The organism is Dyadobacter sp. HNCC25DJ186, assembly GCF_056895235.1.
The window spans coordinates 53965-68633 of record NZ_JBXHAS010000003.1 but is presented as its reverse complement, the minus strand read 5'-3'; the positions used below and the strand labels follow the sequence as shown (position 1 = coordinate 68633).

The 14669-nt window shown below is 40.4% G+C and carries 15 protein-coding genes; 7 read left to right on the top strand and 8 right to left on the bottom strand.

The features are described from left to right. Positions 1 to 142: 142 nt before the first annotated feature. Entirely contained in the window at positions 143 to 478 is a 336-nt protein-coding gene (locus AC1XUO_RS10015) for a hypothetical protein (RefSeq protein ID WP_483329645.1), read from the bottom strand. A 242-nt stretch (positions 479 to 720) separates the two neighbouring features. On the opposite strand from AC1XUO_RS10015, the gene AC1XUO_RS10010 reads away from it, so the two are divergent. Then, positions 721 to 2004, top strand: coding sequence for a PQQ-dependent sugar dehydrogenase (locus AC1XUO_RS10010; protein ID WP_483329644.1), 1284 nt, complete (start codon positions 721 to 723; stop codon positions 2002 to 2004). A 75-nt stretch (positions 2005 to 2079) separates the two neighbouring features. Here AC1XUO_RS10010 and AC1XUO_RS10005 read toward each other — a convergent pair whose 3' ends face one another. The 3 genes from AC1XUO_RS10005 to AC1XUO_RS09995 all read right to left on the bottom strand — a co-directional run bounded on the left by AC1XUO_RS10005 (position 2080) and on the right by AC1XUO_RS09995 (position 4362). Beyond that, complete coding sequence (locus AC1XUO_RS10005) at positions 2080 to 2520, bottom strand: acyl-CoA thioesterase (protein ID WP_483329643.1); 441 nt, start codon at positions 2518 to 2520, stop codon at positions 2080 to 2082. 14 nt (positions 2521 to 2534) lie between these two features. Continuing rightward, complete coding sequence (locus tag AC1XUO_RS10000; protein ID WP_483329642.1) at positions 2535 to 3413, bottom strand: cyclase family protein; 879 nt, start codon at positions 3411 to 3413, stop codon at positions 2535 to 2537. Between the two features lie 172 nt (positions 3414 to 3585). Continuing rightward, positions 3586 to 4362 carry a 3-keto-disaccharide hydrolase gene (locus tag AC1XUO_RS09995; protein ID WP_483329641.1) on the bottom strand — a complete coding sequence of 259 codons (777 nt, stop codon included), beginning with the start codon at positions 4360 to 4362 and terminating at the stop codon, positions 3586 to 3588. A 200-nt stretch (positions 4363 to 4562) separates the two neighbouring features. On the opposite strand from AC1XUO_RS09995, the gene AC1XUO_RS09990 reads away from it, so the two are divergent. Next, on the top strand, positions 4563 to 4793 hold the full coding sequence (locus tag AC1XUO_RS09990) for an addiction module component CHP02574 family protein (protein WP_483329640.1): 231 nt from the start codon (positions 4563 to 4565) through the stop codon (positions 4791 to 4793). 312 nt (positions 4794 to 5105) lie between these two features. On the opposite strand, the gene AC1XUO_RS09985 is transcribed toward AC1XUO_RS09990, so the two are convergent. Next, positions 5106 to 5867, bottom strand: coding sequence for an NYN domain-containing protein (locus AC1XUO_RS09985; protein ID WP_483329639.1), 762 nt, complete (start codon positions 5865 to 5867; stop codon positions 5106 to 5108). Between the two features lie 207 nt (positions 5868 to 6074). On the opposite strand from AC1XUO_RS09985, the gene AC1XUO_RS09980 reads away from it, so the two are divergent. The 5 genes from AC1XUO_RS09980 (at position 6075) to AC1XUO_RS09960 (ending at position 12526) form a co-directional block, all read left to right on the top strand. Next, positions 6075 to 7028, top strand: a complete 954-nt coding sequence (locus tag AC1XUO_RS09980) for an esterase-like activity of phytase family protein (RefSeq protein ID WP_483329638.1) — start codon at positions 6075 to 6077, stop codon at positions 7026 to 7028. 23 nt (positions 7029 to 7051) lie between these two features. Further along, positions 7052 to 9619, top strand: a complete 2568-nt coding sequence (locus tag AC1XUO_RS09975; RefSeq protein WP_483329637.1) for a M1 family aminopeptidase — start codon at positions 7052 to 7054, stop codon at positions 9617 to 9619. A 31-nt stretch (positions 9620 to 9650) separates the two neighbouring features. Beyond that, the gene (locus tag AC1XUO_RS09970; RefSeq protein ID WP_483329636.1) at positions 9651 to 10511 is read left to right on the top strand and encodes a helix-turn-helix domain-containing protein; all 861 of its coding nucleotides are present in this window, start codon (positions 9651 to 9653) and stop codon (positions 10509 to 10511) included. Between the two features lie 181 nt (positions 10512 to 10692). Then, a complete protein-coding gene (locus AC1XUO_RS09965) occupies positions 10693 to 11376 on the top strand; it encodes an SIP domain-containing protein (RefSeq protein ID WP_483329635.1) in 684 nt (227 codons plus the stop codon). 250 nt (positions 11377 to 11626) lie between these two features. Beyond that, on the top strand, positions 11627 to 12526 hold the full coding sequence (locus AC1XUO_RS09960) for a hypothetical protein (protein ID WP_483329634.1): 900 nt from the start codon (positions 11627 to 11629) through the stop codon (positions 12524 to 12526). 84 nt (positions 12527 to 12610) lie between these two features. Here AC1XUO_RS09960 and AC1XUO_RS09955 read toward each other — a convergent pair whose 3' ends face one another. The 3 genes from AC1XUO_RS09955 to AC1XUO_RS09945 all read right to left on the bottom strand — a co-directional run bounded on the left by AC1XUO_RS09955 (position 12611) and on the right by AC1XUO_RS09945 (position 14664). Then, entirely contained in the window at positions 12611 to 13231 is a 621-nt protein-coding gene (locus tag AC1XUO_RS09955; protein ID WP_483329633.1) for an alpha/beta hydrolase, read from the bottom strand. Between the two features lie 91 nt (positions 13232 to 13322). Beyond that, positions 13323 to 14255: a ring-cleaving dioxygenase gene (locus AC1XUO_RS09950; protein ID WP_483329632.1), complete on the bottom strand. Its 933-nt coding sequence runs from the start codon at positions 14253 to 14255 to the stop codon at positions 13323 to 13325. Positions 14256 to 14328: 73 nt separating this feature from the next. After that, positions 14329 to 14664, bottom strand: a complete 336-nt coding sequence (locus AC1XUO_RS09945; RefSeq protein ID WP_483329631.1) for a response regulator receiver protein — start codon at positions 14662 to 14664, stop codon at positions 14329 to 14331. Between the last annotated feature and the right edge of the window lie 5 nt (positions 14665 to 14669).

Here is a 14669-nt window from a genome sequence, read left to right as displayed (position 1 = left end):
TGAATAAGAATCCTCTTATTATTAAATTAATTTCAAAATTATCTACTGTGTTCTCCTAATTCTTTTTTGTTAACGGTAACAAAAATGTTATCCCGGTTAAGGACCGGGATAAATCAGATAGCTATAAACCTTTTATGAATTTTTAATCCCCCTGGTTTTCTTCAAGATCGTTGTGATTATCGCCGCCTAAGCTGTAATAATTGTTTTCCTCATCCTCGTTCCCGTCAATTTCTTCATCATCATCCAGTTCTGATCCAGGGACATCCAGGTCATCACCAGTCAGATCATCGTCGAAATCTTTCTCATTCCAGTCATCGGCTTCCAGGCCCAATTCTTTTTTTATTTTGCTGATATCCTCAGGATCAATATCTTCCTCAATCAATCCTTTGCTGAAAACATCCTCTGATGCAGGGTAGAGCGGATATCCCGGCAAGTCATCATCATCGTCATCTAGTGAAAAATCGTCATCAATTATCATGTTAATAGAATTTAAGGTTAGCGGAAGTTTGGCAAGTGCCTAAAACGTGGTCAAAAATATTACTGACAATTGTTTTAAACTAATTTTTCCAAAAAACATTCCATAAGAATTTATTATTTTGAAAATCATTGAAGGTCCAGAGTAATATTGCCTTTCTAATGCTTTTATTAGCATAGGTCAATCCGTCCATCAGTCCAATTATTACATAAAGTTAAACTTTTCTAAACCTTTTGATTAACCAGATGCAAAGAACATTTTTTAGAACTGCTACAATTTTTACAGCCGTTGCAGGAATTAGTGGGTTACTCGCCATGAGAGAATTTGATCGGTCTGAAACGACAGCCCGGAAAATTACTGCCAATGAAACAGATAAAAAGATTAAACTTCCTGTCGGTTTTTCCGCAACCGTTCTGGCTTCCGATCTTGGCCCGACCAGACATATTGCAGTTGGAAAAAGTGGTGATATCTACGTCAAACTTTCAAAGCTGAAAGATGGGAAAGGTATATACATTTTACGGGATGCAAATAACGATGGTGTTATTGACGAGAAAAAAATGTTTGGCGATTACCCAGGAACCGGCATCTATATCAAGGATGGATATTTGTATTCTTCGAGTAATACAGGCGTGTATCGGTACAAACTAAATGAAAAAGAGGAAATTATTGATACCGACAAACCTGAAAAAATTCTGGACGGATTGGTCGATAAGGGCCGCGATAATGCAAAACCGATCACGCTTGACAAAGAGGGGAATCTTTATGTCACTGTTGGTTCTTATAACGACAATTGCAGGGTTGCCGGAAGTGGGAAGGGAATGTCGCCATGTACAATCCTTGATTCGGCTGGCGGGATATGGAAATTTAAGGCGGATAAGTTAAACCAGACTTTCGCTGACGGCAAACTTTATAGTACCGGACTCAAAAATGCGGTCGGAATTGACTGGGATACAAAAACGAATTCATTGTTTGCCACGCAGCATGGAAGAGGAAAATTTGATGATTTCTATCCTCAGTATTATACGCCGAAACAAAGTGCAGAATTGCCTGCTGAAACCATGTATCAGTTGAAAGGAGGAGACGATGCCGGCTGGCCATATATCTACTATGATCATATTCAGAAAAAGAAAATCCTGGCTCCGGAATATGGAGGTGACGGCAAAAAAACAGGCGGAGCAAAAGCACTGGATCCCGTTGCCGCGTTTCCAGCACATTTAGGTCCCAATGCATTGATGTTTTACACGGGAAACATGTTTCCGGCCCGATATAAAAACGGAGCATTCATCGCATTTCACAGCCAGTCTGCGGAATTGCATAAAGGTTATATGGTTGCCTTCGTACCATTCGTTAATGGAAAAGCAGGGAAGTGGGAGATTTTCGCCGACAACTTTGCGGGTACTGACCTTGTGAAACCAACCGGTCCAATAGAGCACCGTCCATGTGGGCTCGCCCAAGGGCCCGATGGCGCGCTGTATGTTACCGACGATTTAAACGGAACAATTTTCAGGATTAATTATAAGAAGAAATAGGTTTAAAAATCTCTGAAATGGGCTGGTTTTGTATTCATTATCAGCCCTTTTTGTTTTATATTCAGCAGTAAAAACTTAGATTCCTGCGGATTCGTAAGCCCTGATACGTTCTCTGAGAAAATCGGGGATTATCACACTTTTATTGGTTTCATAATCATACAAAACCATAGTTGTATAGCCGGTTGTTGTTAATTCTTCAACGCCATCTACAGTGCTTGTAATCAGATAACTTATTTCGAAACTTTTTGTGCCCAATTTACTTGTCCTGACGTATATATTGGTCGGATTAGGAAATACAACAGGTTTTAAATAATCTACATGCGCACTTGCCAGGATTACACCGATTTCCTTCCAGTCCCACCGACACGCTTCCTGAAAATAGTAAACGCGTGCCTGCTCAAAATAGGTAAGATAAACTGCGTTGTTAACATGCCGTAGTTCATCCATATCGCTCCAGCGAATATCCAGTTTCATTTTGAAAGTATATTTACTTTTTGCGTCTTCGAGATTAATCATATAATTTGTTTTAACTAGAAAATAGTGGCAAAGGCGCGAACAGGGAATGTTCCGGCGCCCTTAAATTTTGGTGGAACGGCACTGAACGTATAATTAGCCTCCGGTAATTTATCCAGATTGCACAAATGTTCCACAATCAGGATTTCTGAGCCAAGAAGTACGGTGTGGACCGGCCTGCTTTTTACTCTCGTATCGTCGATATTGTGGCTGTCAATGCCAACCAGTTTAGCGCCGCAATCACGTAAATATTCGGCAGCTTTCTGGCTTAAAAAAGGATGATTTTCATAATATTTCCCGGTGTTCCAATGTCTAGACCAGTCAGTTCTAACCAATACAGCCTTTTCTCTGATATCAATATCTTTGAAATATTCCATGCCGATTTCCAGCGTTTCCGGAGCGAAAATGGTAATTGCATCCAGATTGGCAAATGCATCCAGCTCAATTTCTGACAGGTCTTTCCCATCTTTAAAACGGTGGAATGGGCAGTCGATATACGTTCCGGTATTGGTAACCATTTCGATTTTTCCGATCTGGAATTCTGTTCCTTCTTCATAATTGCCCCTTGATTTTTCACGACTCAGATAATCACAAATAATTGGAGCAGGCAGGCCTTTATACGTTATCAATCCGTCGAAAATTACATGGCTTAAATCAATGAATTTATCAGGCGATATAGCGGATTCGCTTTTCCTTTTATGTTTTTCATTGATATAGAATTTATTAAGAATATTAACTTTTCCAACCATGAGTAATCGAAGGTCTTTGACAATATAGTCTGCCAGGTCTTCGTCAGAAATCGTGTCGGAATCTATATCCAGCCGAAAATCCTGGCCTTGTATGCCACCGCCATTTGTGAATGCTATTTCAAAATCAAATACTACTCTGTTATCCATCGTCAATTGATCGGGTTTAATAGCGTATAATTTAGCCTTTTTTTATAATGAATTTATCCTCTTACAAGGCTATTCCTCTCAATTGCGAATTTTTTAAACAAAAAAGTGTAACCTGACTAAGATTACACTTTCCTGAAACACGTATGTATTTCTTATTTTTCCAGTTGAAATATTAAAAATTAGTATCAGCTTTTTTCAGATCTTCTTCCTTGATCCAGATATTTCTATAATACACATTATGCCCTTCGGATTGTAATTTCAACCCGCCGGGAACATCCGTGATTCCCTTTCCGCCATCGTTACCGCCGTCAATTCCGGAATTTGGCCCGCCCCAAACCTGCGTTATTGCATGATTGGTATGAACCTTTTTTCCATTAAAATAAAGCGTAATTATAGGTTTTTCGACCAGTTTGCCATCCTTAAATCTTGCTGCACGGAAGAGGATATCGTAGGCATTCCATTTGCCAACGCCGTTGTAAGCCTGGTATGGTGACTTCGTCTCGTTAATAATTGCGCCCATTCCATGTGATGTTGTATCGCCATCCAAAACCTGAATTTCGTATCTGTTTTGCAAATAAACACCGCTGTTTCCGCCTTCTTTGGTAATAAAAAATTCTACATGCGCACGGAAGTCGCGGAACTCCTTTTTCGTAACAATGTCAGCTGCGCCGTACAAACCACCAGCCGCTGCCGGATCAAAACAGTTAATAACCGTTCCTTTATCGACAGGATCATTTACAACGGTCCATTTTATCGGCATCTCAGCCTTTAACCTGGGACCTTTCCAATAAATCCATTTTTCGTCAAGCATTTTTTTTGAACCATCCATAAAAACTTCGGCTCCTTTCACCGGTTTGGTTCCAACGCCAACCTGCGCACTGGCGGAAGTAAAAAGTCCTAATCCTATAACAACAGCCGGAATAATGCGGCTAATACGATTCAAATGCATAAATGTGGTAAGTTGGTTTTGAGTAATAAGTTGAAGCGTAATTTTTTTCCGCTTAGGTAGTATAAGTCACTGAGGTTTTTTAATTACTCAAAAAGTTTTAAATGAATAAAACAAAGATCTGCGTTTTTCCAGGATTCCAAACGGTGTATTGAACCGCTGCTTAGAATTTCTTATTTTTGTTAATACCTAATTGGTAACCAATGAAATTACAGGTTATTCAAGACAGTTCCGGAAAGAACACCAGCGTTTTTATCCCGATTGACGATTGGACTTTAATAAAATCAGTCTATCCGGATATTGAGACACTAAATCAAGAACTGCCGAAATGGCAAAGAGAAATTATCGATTTGCGACTTGATAAAATAGAAAAGAATCCAGGCAGCTTAAAGCCAATAGAAGATCTTTTTAAGGAATTAGATAAGGAAATTTGATATGAAGTATCAAATTCTATATCTCGATGATGTCGATATTGATTTTCAATCTGCAAAAATTTGGTATTATGAGCAAAAACCAGGTCTTAAAAAACGATTTGTCAGCGCAATAAGGAATACAATATCAAATATTCAGAAAGCTCCATTCATTTATAATGTCCAGTACAAAAACGTCAGAGTGGCTCATACGAAAATTTTCCCCTAAGGAATTCACTTTTACGTGGATGAAATTGCGGGCACAGTTGTGATCGTATCTATTTTACACCACAAGAAGTCGCCGGATGGTATCTGGAACCGAATTTAATTTCAACGTCACTTCGTCTTCACATAAAAGTGAGAAGTGTTATTTTTTCCGGTATGCCGTTCTTCAACTTCAATGGTTTTAATCGAACGAATCAGGTCCAGCAGTTTCTTGAAGCCATAATTTCGGGAGTCAAATTCAGGTCGTTTTTTCAGGATCATATTTCCTAAAACACCCAAAAAAATCCAGCCATCTTCATCTGCAAGGTCGTTAATACTTTCAGAAATCAATTTAATAAGACCTTTATCTATTTTAGAAACAGGCGTTATTTCTTCTTTCGGAACGCTCGCAGACTTCGATGTTTCGGCTACGGCAGCTTCCGGCTTAGTCTCTTTTTTAAGGATTTCTATGTAAATGAATTTGTTACATGCAGCTATAAATGCAGATGGCGTTTTCTTCTCCCCGATACCGAAAACTTTCATCCCTGCCTCACGCAATCTGGTGGCCAGCCTTGTAAAATCGCTGTCGCTGGACACGATGCAAAAACCATCCACATTGCCCGTGTATAGAATGTCCATTGCGTCGATGATCAACGCGGAATCCGAAGAGTTTTTTCCTGAGGTATAACTATATTGCTGAACTGGCGTTATCGCGTTTTCAAGTAAAACCGTTTTCCATCCCGACAGCGTAGGTTTCGTCCAGTCGCCGTAAATTCGTTTAAAAGTAGGGGTGCCGTAAATTGCAATTTCTTCCAACATACCCTTTACATTGGCATACGGCACATTGTCGGCGTCGATCAACACCGCAAGCCTTAGTTCTCTGGTATTTTCCATAAGATAAAGGTAAGAGAAGATTTATAGTTGTCAAAAAGATGTGATTTATTAGATTGAGAAGAGTGAACCAGCTTTTTATCAGCCGATCCCAGAATCTGCCGGATGATTAAAATTTGAGTGATCTTCCGGAAACTCTTCGGGCCCAACCTGTATTATCTGCTATATGTGTACTATTTTTGCAGTCCCCCTCAATAGCGCTTACCAGAAATGAGAAACCTGATCATAGTAATATTATTTGTCTCTTTATCCCACGTTACAAAAGCGCAGCCGCTCCAATTTGAGCTGTCTGATTATACATTACTTCCTCAAAAACCGGAAGGTAACCTGCATGGGATATCCGGAATTGAATATATTTCTTCCAAAAATCAATGGCATCTGGCCAGCGACAGAGGCAGTTATTTTATTTTTGACAGCATCGATACCATTCAGGATTTTGAAAAAAGGCAACATCTTGCTGTATATAAAAAAACGGGATTATGGTATGAGGCTCTCCGTTTTGACGCAACTTCGAATACGTTTTTTTATGCCGTTGAAAATGAATATGTGGCCAATTCGGAAACTTGTGACACGACTACTTATGTCAGTTACATGGACGCCTTTCCTCCATCTTTTTTATTTCCGCCGCTTCATCTTCCTGCAGACAACAAGGGTATCGAGGGTATCGCCGTGACTGATAGTGGAAATGTTTGGGTGGCGCCGGAAGCGGGTTGGGCCGGGGAGACCGAAGTTGGAAATGATACGATCCATTTCAGAAAATTTGAGAAACTAAAAAACGGATATTCGCAGGCGGGAGAATATTCCTATGTCATTGATAGAAGTGGCTGTCCGCAAAGTCCGACTGAAAAGCGTGGCGGAATCTCTGAAATACTATCCGTAAACGAGAATCAGCTGCTGGTTTTGGAAAGGTGTTTCGATCTGAAAATCACAAACAAAATCAAAGCAAAATTGTGGCAGGTCACCGTTGAAGGTTCCCATCTGAAAAAGGAAACCAAACCGGCATTTGATTTCAACGAAGGTTTTCCTATTACGGTTGATAATCTGGAAGGTATGTCGTGGTGGGGAACTGAGAATGTGAAACGACGGCTTCTGTTGATCACCGACGATAATCCCGGAATGAAGAATAACCAGCAGACACAGTTAATTCTTTTGAAAGAAAAATAGCAATACTTAATAAAAAGTCATTAATGAAAATCAGATCTTTAATTATATTTTTAGTCAGCGTTTCAGTGCTGAATTTTAGCTGTAAAACTAATAAAGAAGATGTTGTAGAAAAGGGTGTTTCTTTCGCACTCAACGAGTACCGGAAGAAGACGATTGATAGTGTTCAATATGTTATTGAGCTGAATATTCCTTCAAAAAAAGTAGAAAAAATACGAGGTACACAAACCATTTTATTTAATCTGAATGCGCTGGATTCTGCTCTGGTACTTGATTTTAGTAATGATCAAAGTCAGATTCTATCGGTAAAATCAGGAGATAAGATCGTTGATTATAAATTTATCAATGAACATATTGTCATCAATCCGGATCAACTTGTTAAAGGACAAAATCAGATCACGATCGAATTCATTGCAGGTGATCTGTCTCTAAACCGGAATGAGGAATATCTTTACACACTCTTCGTTCCTGACCGTGCATCCACTTGTTTCCCCTTATTTGACCAGCCAAATCTTAAAGCTTCTTATCAGCTTACGCTAAAAACGCCAGGCCATTGGGAAGCCGTTTCTAATGGTAAACTGAAAGAAAAAACCATGTCAGGCGATACCTGCGTCTACCATTTTGAAAAAACAAAACCCATCAGTTCCTATCTTTTTGCTTTTGCGGTTGGGAAGTTTTTCAAGGAGAATAAAACGATTGATGGTCGGGAAATGACGATGTATTATCGGGAAACGGACAGCGTAAAAGTGAAGCGCAACCGCGATGAGGTTTTTAATTTACATGCAAAAGCTGTTTCCTGGCTGGAAGATTACACCGCAATCAAATATCCGTTCGGAAAGTTTGACTTTGTACTTTTGCCCTCCTTTCAGTATGGCGGTATGGAGCATCCGGGTGCCGTTTTTTATAATGAATCAGCCCTTTTTCTTGACGAAAATCCTCCCGTGAACAGACAGCTCGCCCGCGCAAGTGTGATTGCCCATGAATCTGCGCACATGTGGTTTGGCGATTTGGTCACGATGGACTGGTTTAATGACGTATGGCTGAAAGAAGTTTTTGCCAATTTTATGGCCGCGAAAATTGTTCACCCATCCTTCCCGCAAATCAATCACAAACTGAGGTTTTTATTGGCACATTATCCGGGAGCGTATGAGGTCGACAGAAGTGCGGGTACCAATCCAATCCTTCAAAATCTGGGAAATCTGAAAAATGCCGGGACTTTATATGGCGGGATTATTTATCAGAAAGCCCCAATCGTCATGCGCCAACTGGAAACGAAAATTGGGGAAGACTTGATGCGGGAGAGCCTTAGTGAATATCTGAAAAAGTATTCTTTCGGAAATGCGCGCTGGGATGATCTGATTGGCATAATTGATAAAAAAAGTCCGCTGGATATTGCCGATTGGAGTAATGTCTGGGTCAAAACGCCTGGAATGCCGGAGTATGAATTAATTGGCGAAAAAGAAGAAATTGAGATCCGTCAGAAAAAGGATTCTGTTTCTGATCGTGTCTGGCAGCAGCCGGCTGCGGTTTTTTGGAAAGAAAAGTTTGCTGAGGGCAGGGTGAACCTTAACCTGTCAAATCAGCTTCAAAGTGTTAGAAAACCTGATTTTCCGGCGATGGTCTTTCCAAATTCGGATGGAGAGGCGTATGGCTATTTTAAAATGGATTCTGTTTCGGAAGATTACTTTTTCCTGCGTTACGATACTTCGAAGGATACTACTTTTGCAAATCCGGTTTTCAGAGGAGCAATGCTGGTTAATATTTGGGAGGGATTTTTGCGTGGTGACGGCGCAAAACCTGAGCGTTACCTTATTTACCTTTCAGATGTTTTGCAAAAGGAAGATAATGCGCTGATCTCTGATTATCTGCTTGCAAATATTCAGACGATTTGGTGGAAATTTCTGACGGATCAGCAGCGTAAACGAAATCAGGAAAGTATAGAAAAAATACTATGGTCACTACTGGAAAACACGCCTGATAAGGGAATGAAAAACTCTTATTTCCGTGCTTTCAAAAATGTAGCTTTAACGGAAAGCGGGTTGAGAAAACTCGAAGTGCTTTGGAATGATCAGCTGAAAGTTAAAGATCTGGTGTTGTCTGAAGATGATAAAATTTCACTGGCTTATGAACTGGCATTGAAAGGACATGTCGATGCGAAAGGTGTACTGGCCAAGCAGCTGAGCAATACGAAAAATCCAGACCGGCGTGCTAAAATGGAATTCGTCATTCCTGCCATAAGCCAGGGCGAACCAGAACGCGACAAGTTCTTTGAATCATTAAAAATGGAAGAAAACAGAGAACACGAGGCCTGGGTTTTGGAAGCATTGTCCTTTCTGCATCATCCTTTGCGATCCAGAAGCGCATTGAAATATCTGCGGCCGTCGCTTGATCTTTTGCAGGACGTACAGTTGACAGGTGACATTTTCTTCCCGCAACGTTGGCTGCATAGCACATTTTCAGGACATTCAGAAAAAGAAGCAGCTGACATAGCCAATACTTTTCTGAAAGAAAAAGGTGATTATCCTTATTATTTGAAAAATAAAATATTGCAATCTACCGATATGCTCGACAGAGCAATTAAGCTGAAACAATAGATCTTTTTTGTGTAAAAGAAATTGAGAGAAAATGTCTGAAACTTTATCAATTCCGCTTCATTCCCTAAACGACCGTACCAGGCTTGGTTTGGAAATTCATAGGGTTGACGGAGCTGCAACCCACAAAGCTTCAACGTATGGAGTTCACAGAGACGACCATCACATGTTCCTTTTTCAACAAACAGGAAAGGGAAAAATGATGATTGATTTTCGGGAAGTAAATTTTCATGATTGTGTAGTCTTTTGCGTTTTACCAGGACAGGTACACCGTATGATGGCATCAGAGAATTCTTCCGGTTGGCTGCTGGCGACAGATCTTGCTTTTATGGATGACACGCACCGTGCTGTTTTCGAAGAATATGCGCGCTGTGCAACGCCTGTGCCGGTAGATGCGCAAATGGCGGAAATACTGAATAAATCACTGAGTCTTTTACAGGAAATCCTGTGTCATCAGCAGGATACACCCTTCCGATCACAGTTGCTTCGGTCCATCACACAGGTTTGTACCGGAATTTTTGCCGGTATTTTTCAGCAAAGGAAGCAAGAAAACTTTATAAAAAATTCTCGTCCGTTTAAGATCAGTAATACTTTCAAAAGCCTGATCAGTAAAAATTATAAATCCATAAAAAGTCCTGCTGAGTATGCAGGTATGCTTCATATTACCTCCGCCTATCTTAACGAAGCAGTCAAAAATATAACCGGTTTTTCTGCCACTTATTGGATACAAAACGAGGTCATTATGGAAGCTAAACGACTGCTTTGTCACACAGATTTGACAGTTAAGGAGATTTCTTTCGCACTGGGGTATGACGATCCGGCATATTTTTCCAGGCTATATCATAGAGTTACTTCAAATACGCCGCTGGCTTTCAGAAAACAATACCGCGAATAGTCCAGTCATTACCTTTATCCATGTCTTTTCAATTCCGTGTTTCAGGTGTTGTTTTGTAATGTCAAACGGCAGGAGACAAGTAAATTTTCACTTTTCTGTTAAAGTAAAAGCGAAACTTGAACGTCTGCCTGAGAGAAGTCCGTTATGATAACTAATCTATTAACAGCCAACGCCACAAGTCATGAATATTTTAAAACAAACCGCGCTGAATTTATTTGAAAACTCATTAGCCAAACAAGGAGTGGTGCTGGCCACAAGGGCCTGGTATCCGGCTACATTTTTTGAAGTAGATTTTCATTTTCCATTTATGGATATGTCAAAATGGAAATCTGTACAGCATATTAAAATAAAAGTTGCTCCGGGAATTTACCGCGACTATACTCCTGCCGGTTGGGATGTTGAAACCAGAACATGTACGCTCTACATTGACGCCGTTCAGGAAGGTCCGGGAAGTGAATGGGTGCAGTCGCTGAAAGACGGAGATCATGTTACCTATGTTGGTGTAGGCTCGACCATGCACAAACCTGCTGATCATGGCAAAATGATAGCGCTGGGAGACATGACCACGATCGGGCATTATCTGGCATTGCAGCAGCTATCCGGCGAAAACAGTCTTTCCGGCGCGATTGCTATTGCCGAAGAAAATCATCGGATTGAGTTTTCACAATATTTCAATTGGGATATAATTCCTGTGGAACAAACAGATCAGGGCGGTTTTCATGGAATCACGAAATGGGTACAAAACGAGAATCTTGAAAACACGACAGTCTACGTTGCCGGACATATACCCACCTGTGTCCATTTAAGAAAACAATTGAAAAAAACGTCTGCCGAAACTGTGCGTGTGCAAGGGTTTTGGTCGTGATAATTTGATTAAAATATGAACTAAGTGTTAGGTTAAATTAGCCATGAAAATCCCCCTGAGTTGATTCGGAGGGATTTTTTTTTGTAAAATATTCTTTAATATATTGTAACATTATATTCCATTTTGTAGTCAAAAGGTTACAGTTTTCGTGAAATTGTTAAATTGACAAATAACGCCTTATTAATATTTGACTGATGCAACGGTTCTAACTTTGAAGGCGTAAGGCTAAATAAATTCAGAGCCCTTTTTTATGAAAACACTTTACACTCTTCTGATCATTATTATTGGTGCTCAGGTGGCGGCTTCGCAAGGTACTGAGGACTACTATAATCCGGTTACCGCGCCAGTTAAACCTAGTTATGAGCCGGTAACACCACAGGTTAACAGGTTCAAAACGCATCAGAAAATTAAAGCGATATCCACCACAAATAATTTAAAAATCCGCAACCGGTTGTATTTTGGAATAGACGGACTTCTAAGAACGGATAAAGCTTCAATTTCCAGTACTTTCGGAGGACTAATTGATACCAGGACCGGCGCAAAGTCGGGATACAGCGTTTCGCTTGGGTGGGTAAACCAGGAAAAATGGGCGCTCGAACTGGATTATGCCAGATCGCCAATTCATAATATTTTGATTATTAATGGCGACTATCCGCTGGAGTACAAAATGGAAAATGACAAGAACAACCTTGCATTAAGAGTAAAACGTCGGCTGTTGTTTGGAAGATCAAATTCCTCTCTTCGGAAATCCGCTTTTTGGGTTGGTGCGGGTGTGGGAGTGGTACCAAATTCAGGAAAACAAAAAGAATATTTACAGTTCGAAGGTTATGCACGACAAGGCCGCCTGCCCGTTTTAGATACTTTATTTTTGACGAGTGATACCCATACGAGTTCCAGGATCACAACCTTTGCAGACGTTACGGCCGAGTATGTTTTGAAAGTTGCAAAGTCGATTGATCTCAGTTTTTACGCCCGAAAACAATGGGGGTTTGGAACTTCCTTGACTACGGATCTGGCATATTTCGTTAATAAGGTACAAACGCAGCAGTCAACGATAAAAGCGGACGGTACCGGAATGACATTTGGGATATCTCTTCGTTATGTTTTTGCAATCGGTTTTCACGACGGCGATCCGGATTATCGTGACTAACCTGGAATTAGAAATTAATTCATAAAAAAAGCCGGAAATCGCAAAGCTCAGTACTTTGCGATTTCCGGCTTTAAATTTTTTATTTTATTTATTGAAAACCAAAGTATTAGCTTTCTCAATTTCATCCCGACTGATGGTATGTCCCATGTTCGGATAAATTTTTGTTGTTACTTTGGCATTCATGGATTCCAGAATTCCTGTTGTTTCGTTTACCCGTGAAACAGGCACGTGTGGATCTGGATCACTGGTTCCTATGAATATTGGCGTGCCTTCAAAATCCCCGGAATAATTTTCATAATAGATTTTATCGCCTATCAATCCTCCGGTGAAAGCAACCACACCGCCGTATTTTGCAGCGTTTCTGGTAACGTATTCCAGCGTCAGACAGGCGCCTTGGGAAAAGCCGGCCAGAAAAATATTTTCTTTCGAAATACCTTTGGCCACCACATCAACGACCACTTCATCAATAATTTGCAAAGCCGAGGACAGCCATGGCTCATTCACAGACGGAGCCGCGAGAAATGATGTCGGATACCAGGTATTGTTGGTGGCCTGTGGGGCAAGAAGCGCGTAATCTTTGGTATTCAGATGTGCAGCCAGCGATAGAATATCCTCTGCACTTCCGCCCCGGCCATGAATCATGATCAAAACTTTATCAGTTTCGTCAATACTTTTTCCTGCGGTTATTACTTTTTTCGTATGCATGATTTCAGAACTTAATGTTGAGCAAGTCTTGGATTTAGGAGAAAAGCGCGGGGTTTTAACCCCGCTTTTTCTTCGAAATTTTGACTGGCTTTTACAACTTTGGCAATATTTTTTCTATTTCTTTACGAGATGCTTCATATTGTTTTGGAAGTCTTAAACTGCTTCCCAAATTTTCAACACTTTCATCGATCGCAAAGCCTGGATTTTCAGAAGCAAGTTCGAACAAAACCCCACCTGGTTCTCTGAAATATAGTGAAAAGAAATAATCACGATCAATTTTTGGCGTAATATTCAGGCCCTTTCGGGCAACTTTTTCACGGAATTCCATTAAAACCTGATCGTTTTTAACCCGGAATGCTACATGGTGATTGGTTCCTCCGGCATTATAACCGCGATCTTCATTTGGTGATTCGATTAAATCCACAATGGCTGCATTTTCAACTGCATCTGTGATGAATCTGTAACGATTTCCTTCCTGCTCCAACAATCTATATCCGAAAATATCGGTTAAAATTTCAGCAGTTGGTTTTATATTTTTCAATGTCAGCACAATGCTGTGAAATCCTTTGGTAGCTACATCCGCTTTCACTTCCGCGGTTTCCCAAGGTTTCCTGGTATCTTCTGTTTTTGACTCGATCAGGTTTATTTTCAAACCGTCGGGATCCTGGAATGGCAGATACAATTCACCGAATTTTTCATCTTTATTTCCCTGTTTTATTTTAAATTCTGTAAAACGGTCAGCCCAGAAATCAAGACTTCCTTTTGGAACTGAATATCCGATATCAGTCGCCAACCCTGTTCCGGTACGGCCTTGTGCAGTACCTTCCCATGGAAAAAATGTTAGTATCGTTCCGGCGGATCCAACTTCGTCGCCATAATAAAAATGGTATGTGCCGGGATCATCAAAATTGACGGTTTTTTTGACCAATCTTAAACCTAATACTTGCGTATAAAAATCGTGATTACGTTTCGCGTTTCCTGCGATGGCAGTGATATGATGCAGACCTAAGATTTGATTTTCCATGATTGTTTTTGTTTTTATGTTATACAAATTTCCGAAGTTTCAGAATCCCGGGCATTGAACCAGGACAAGAAAATCAGATGTTGTAATTTTTTGAGGATTCGCGTTGCGACAAAGCGTGAATGATCTCGTTGCTTAATAATCCGCTTCCGCCGCCGTAATGCTGAATGATCATAACTTCCGGATCTTTTTGCTTGAAAGTTTCACGCAAAACGGCTTCACATTCCGCCTGGATACCGCCACATAAAAGCACGATATCGAATTTTTCGGCGTCGAATAGCGCAATTGCTTCTTCGTCTTTCATCGCTCCCCGTGCAATCCAGTTTTCACTTTTATTGATGATCCTAAGAACTGTTTCAAGAATTTCTTCATGTCTTCCGATCACCAGAATATTTACTTTCGGAGTTTTCATAACGA

Bases quoted from the DNA above. Each gene is read 5' to 3' on its own strand.
- AC1XUO_RS09980 (WP_483329638.1), top strand. From the start codon at position 6,075: ATGAGAAACCTGATCATAGTAATATTATTTGTCTCTTTATCCCACGTT.
- AC1XUO_RS10010 (WP_483329644.1), top strand. From the start codon at position 721: ATGCAAAGAACATTTTTTAGAACTGCTACAATTTTTACAGCCGTTGCA.
- AC1XUO_RS10000 (WP_483329642.1), bottom strand. From the start codon at position 3,413: ATGGATAACAGAGTAGTATTTGATTTTGAAATAGCATTCACAAATGGC.
- AC1XUO_RS09950 (WP_483329632.1), bottom strand. From the start codon at position 14,255: ATGGAAAATCAAATCTTAGGTCTGCATCATATCACTGCCATCGCAGGA.
- AC1XUO_RS09945 (WP_483329631.1), bottom strand. From the start codon at position 14,664: ATGAAAACTCCGAAAGTAAATATTCTGGTGATCGGAAGACATGAAGAA.
- AC1XUO_RS09990 (WP_483329640.1), top strand. From the start codon at position 4,563: ATGAAATTACAGGTTATTCAAGACAGTTCCGGAAAGAACACCAGCGTT.
- AC1XUO_RS09960 (WP_483329634.1), top strand. From the start codon at position 11,627: ATGAAAACACTTTACACTCTTCTGATCATTATTATTGGTGCTCAGGTG.
- AC1XUO_RS09975 (WP_483329637.1), top strand. From the start codon at position 7,052: ATGAAAATCAGATCTTTAATTATATTTTTAGTCAGCGTTTCAGTGCTG.
- AC1XUO_RS09970 (WP_483329636.1), top strand. From the start codon at position 9,651: ATGTCTGAAACTTTATCAATTCCGCTTCATTCCCTAAACGACCGTACC.
- AC1XUO_RS10005 (WP_483329643.1), bottom strand. From the start codon at position 2,520: ATGATTAATCTCGAAGACGCAAAAAGTAAATATACTTTCAAAATGAAA.
- AC1XUO_RS09985 (WP_483329639.1), bottom strand. From the start codon at position 5,867: ATGGAAAATACCAGAGAACTAAGGCTTGCGGTGTTGATCGACGCCGAC.
- AC1XUO_RS09965 (WP_483329635.1), top strand. From the start codon at position 10,693: ATGAATATTTTAAAACAAACCGCGCTGAATTTATTTGAAAACTCATTA.
- AC1XUO_RS10015 (WP_483329645.1), bottom strand. From the start codon at position 478: ATGATAATTGATGACGATTTTTCACTAGATGACGATGATGATGACTTG.
- AC1XUO_RS09955 (WP_483329633.1), bottom strand. From the start codon at position 13,231: ATGCATACGAAAAAAGTAATAACCGCAGGAAAAAGTATTGACGAAACT.
- AC1XUO_RS09995 (WP_483329641.1), bottom strand. From the start codon at position 4,362: ATGCATTTGAATCGTATTAGCCGCATTATTCCGGCTGTTGTTATAGGA.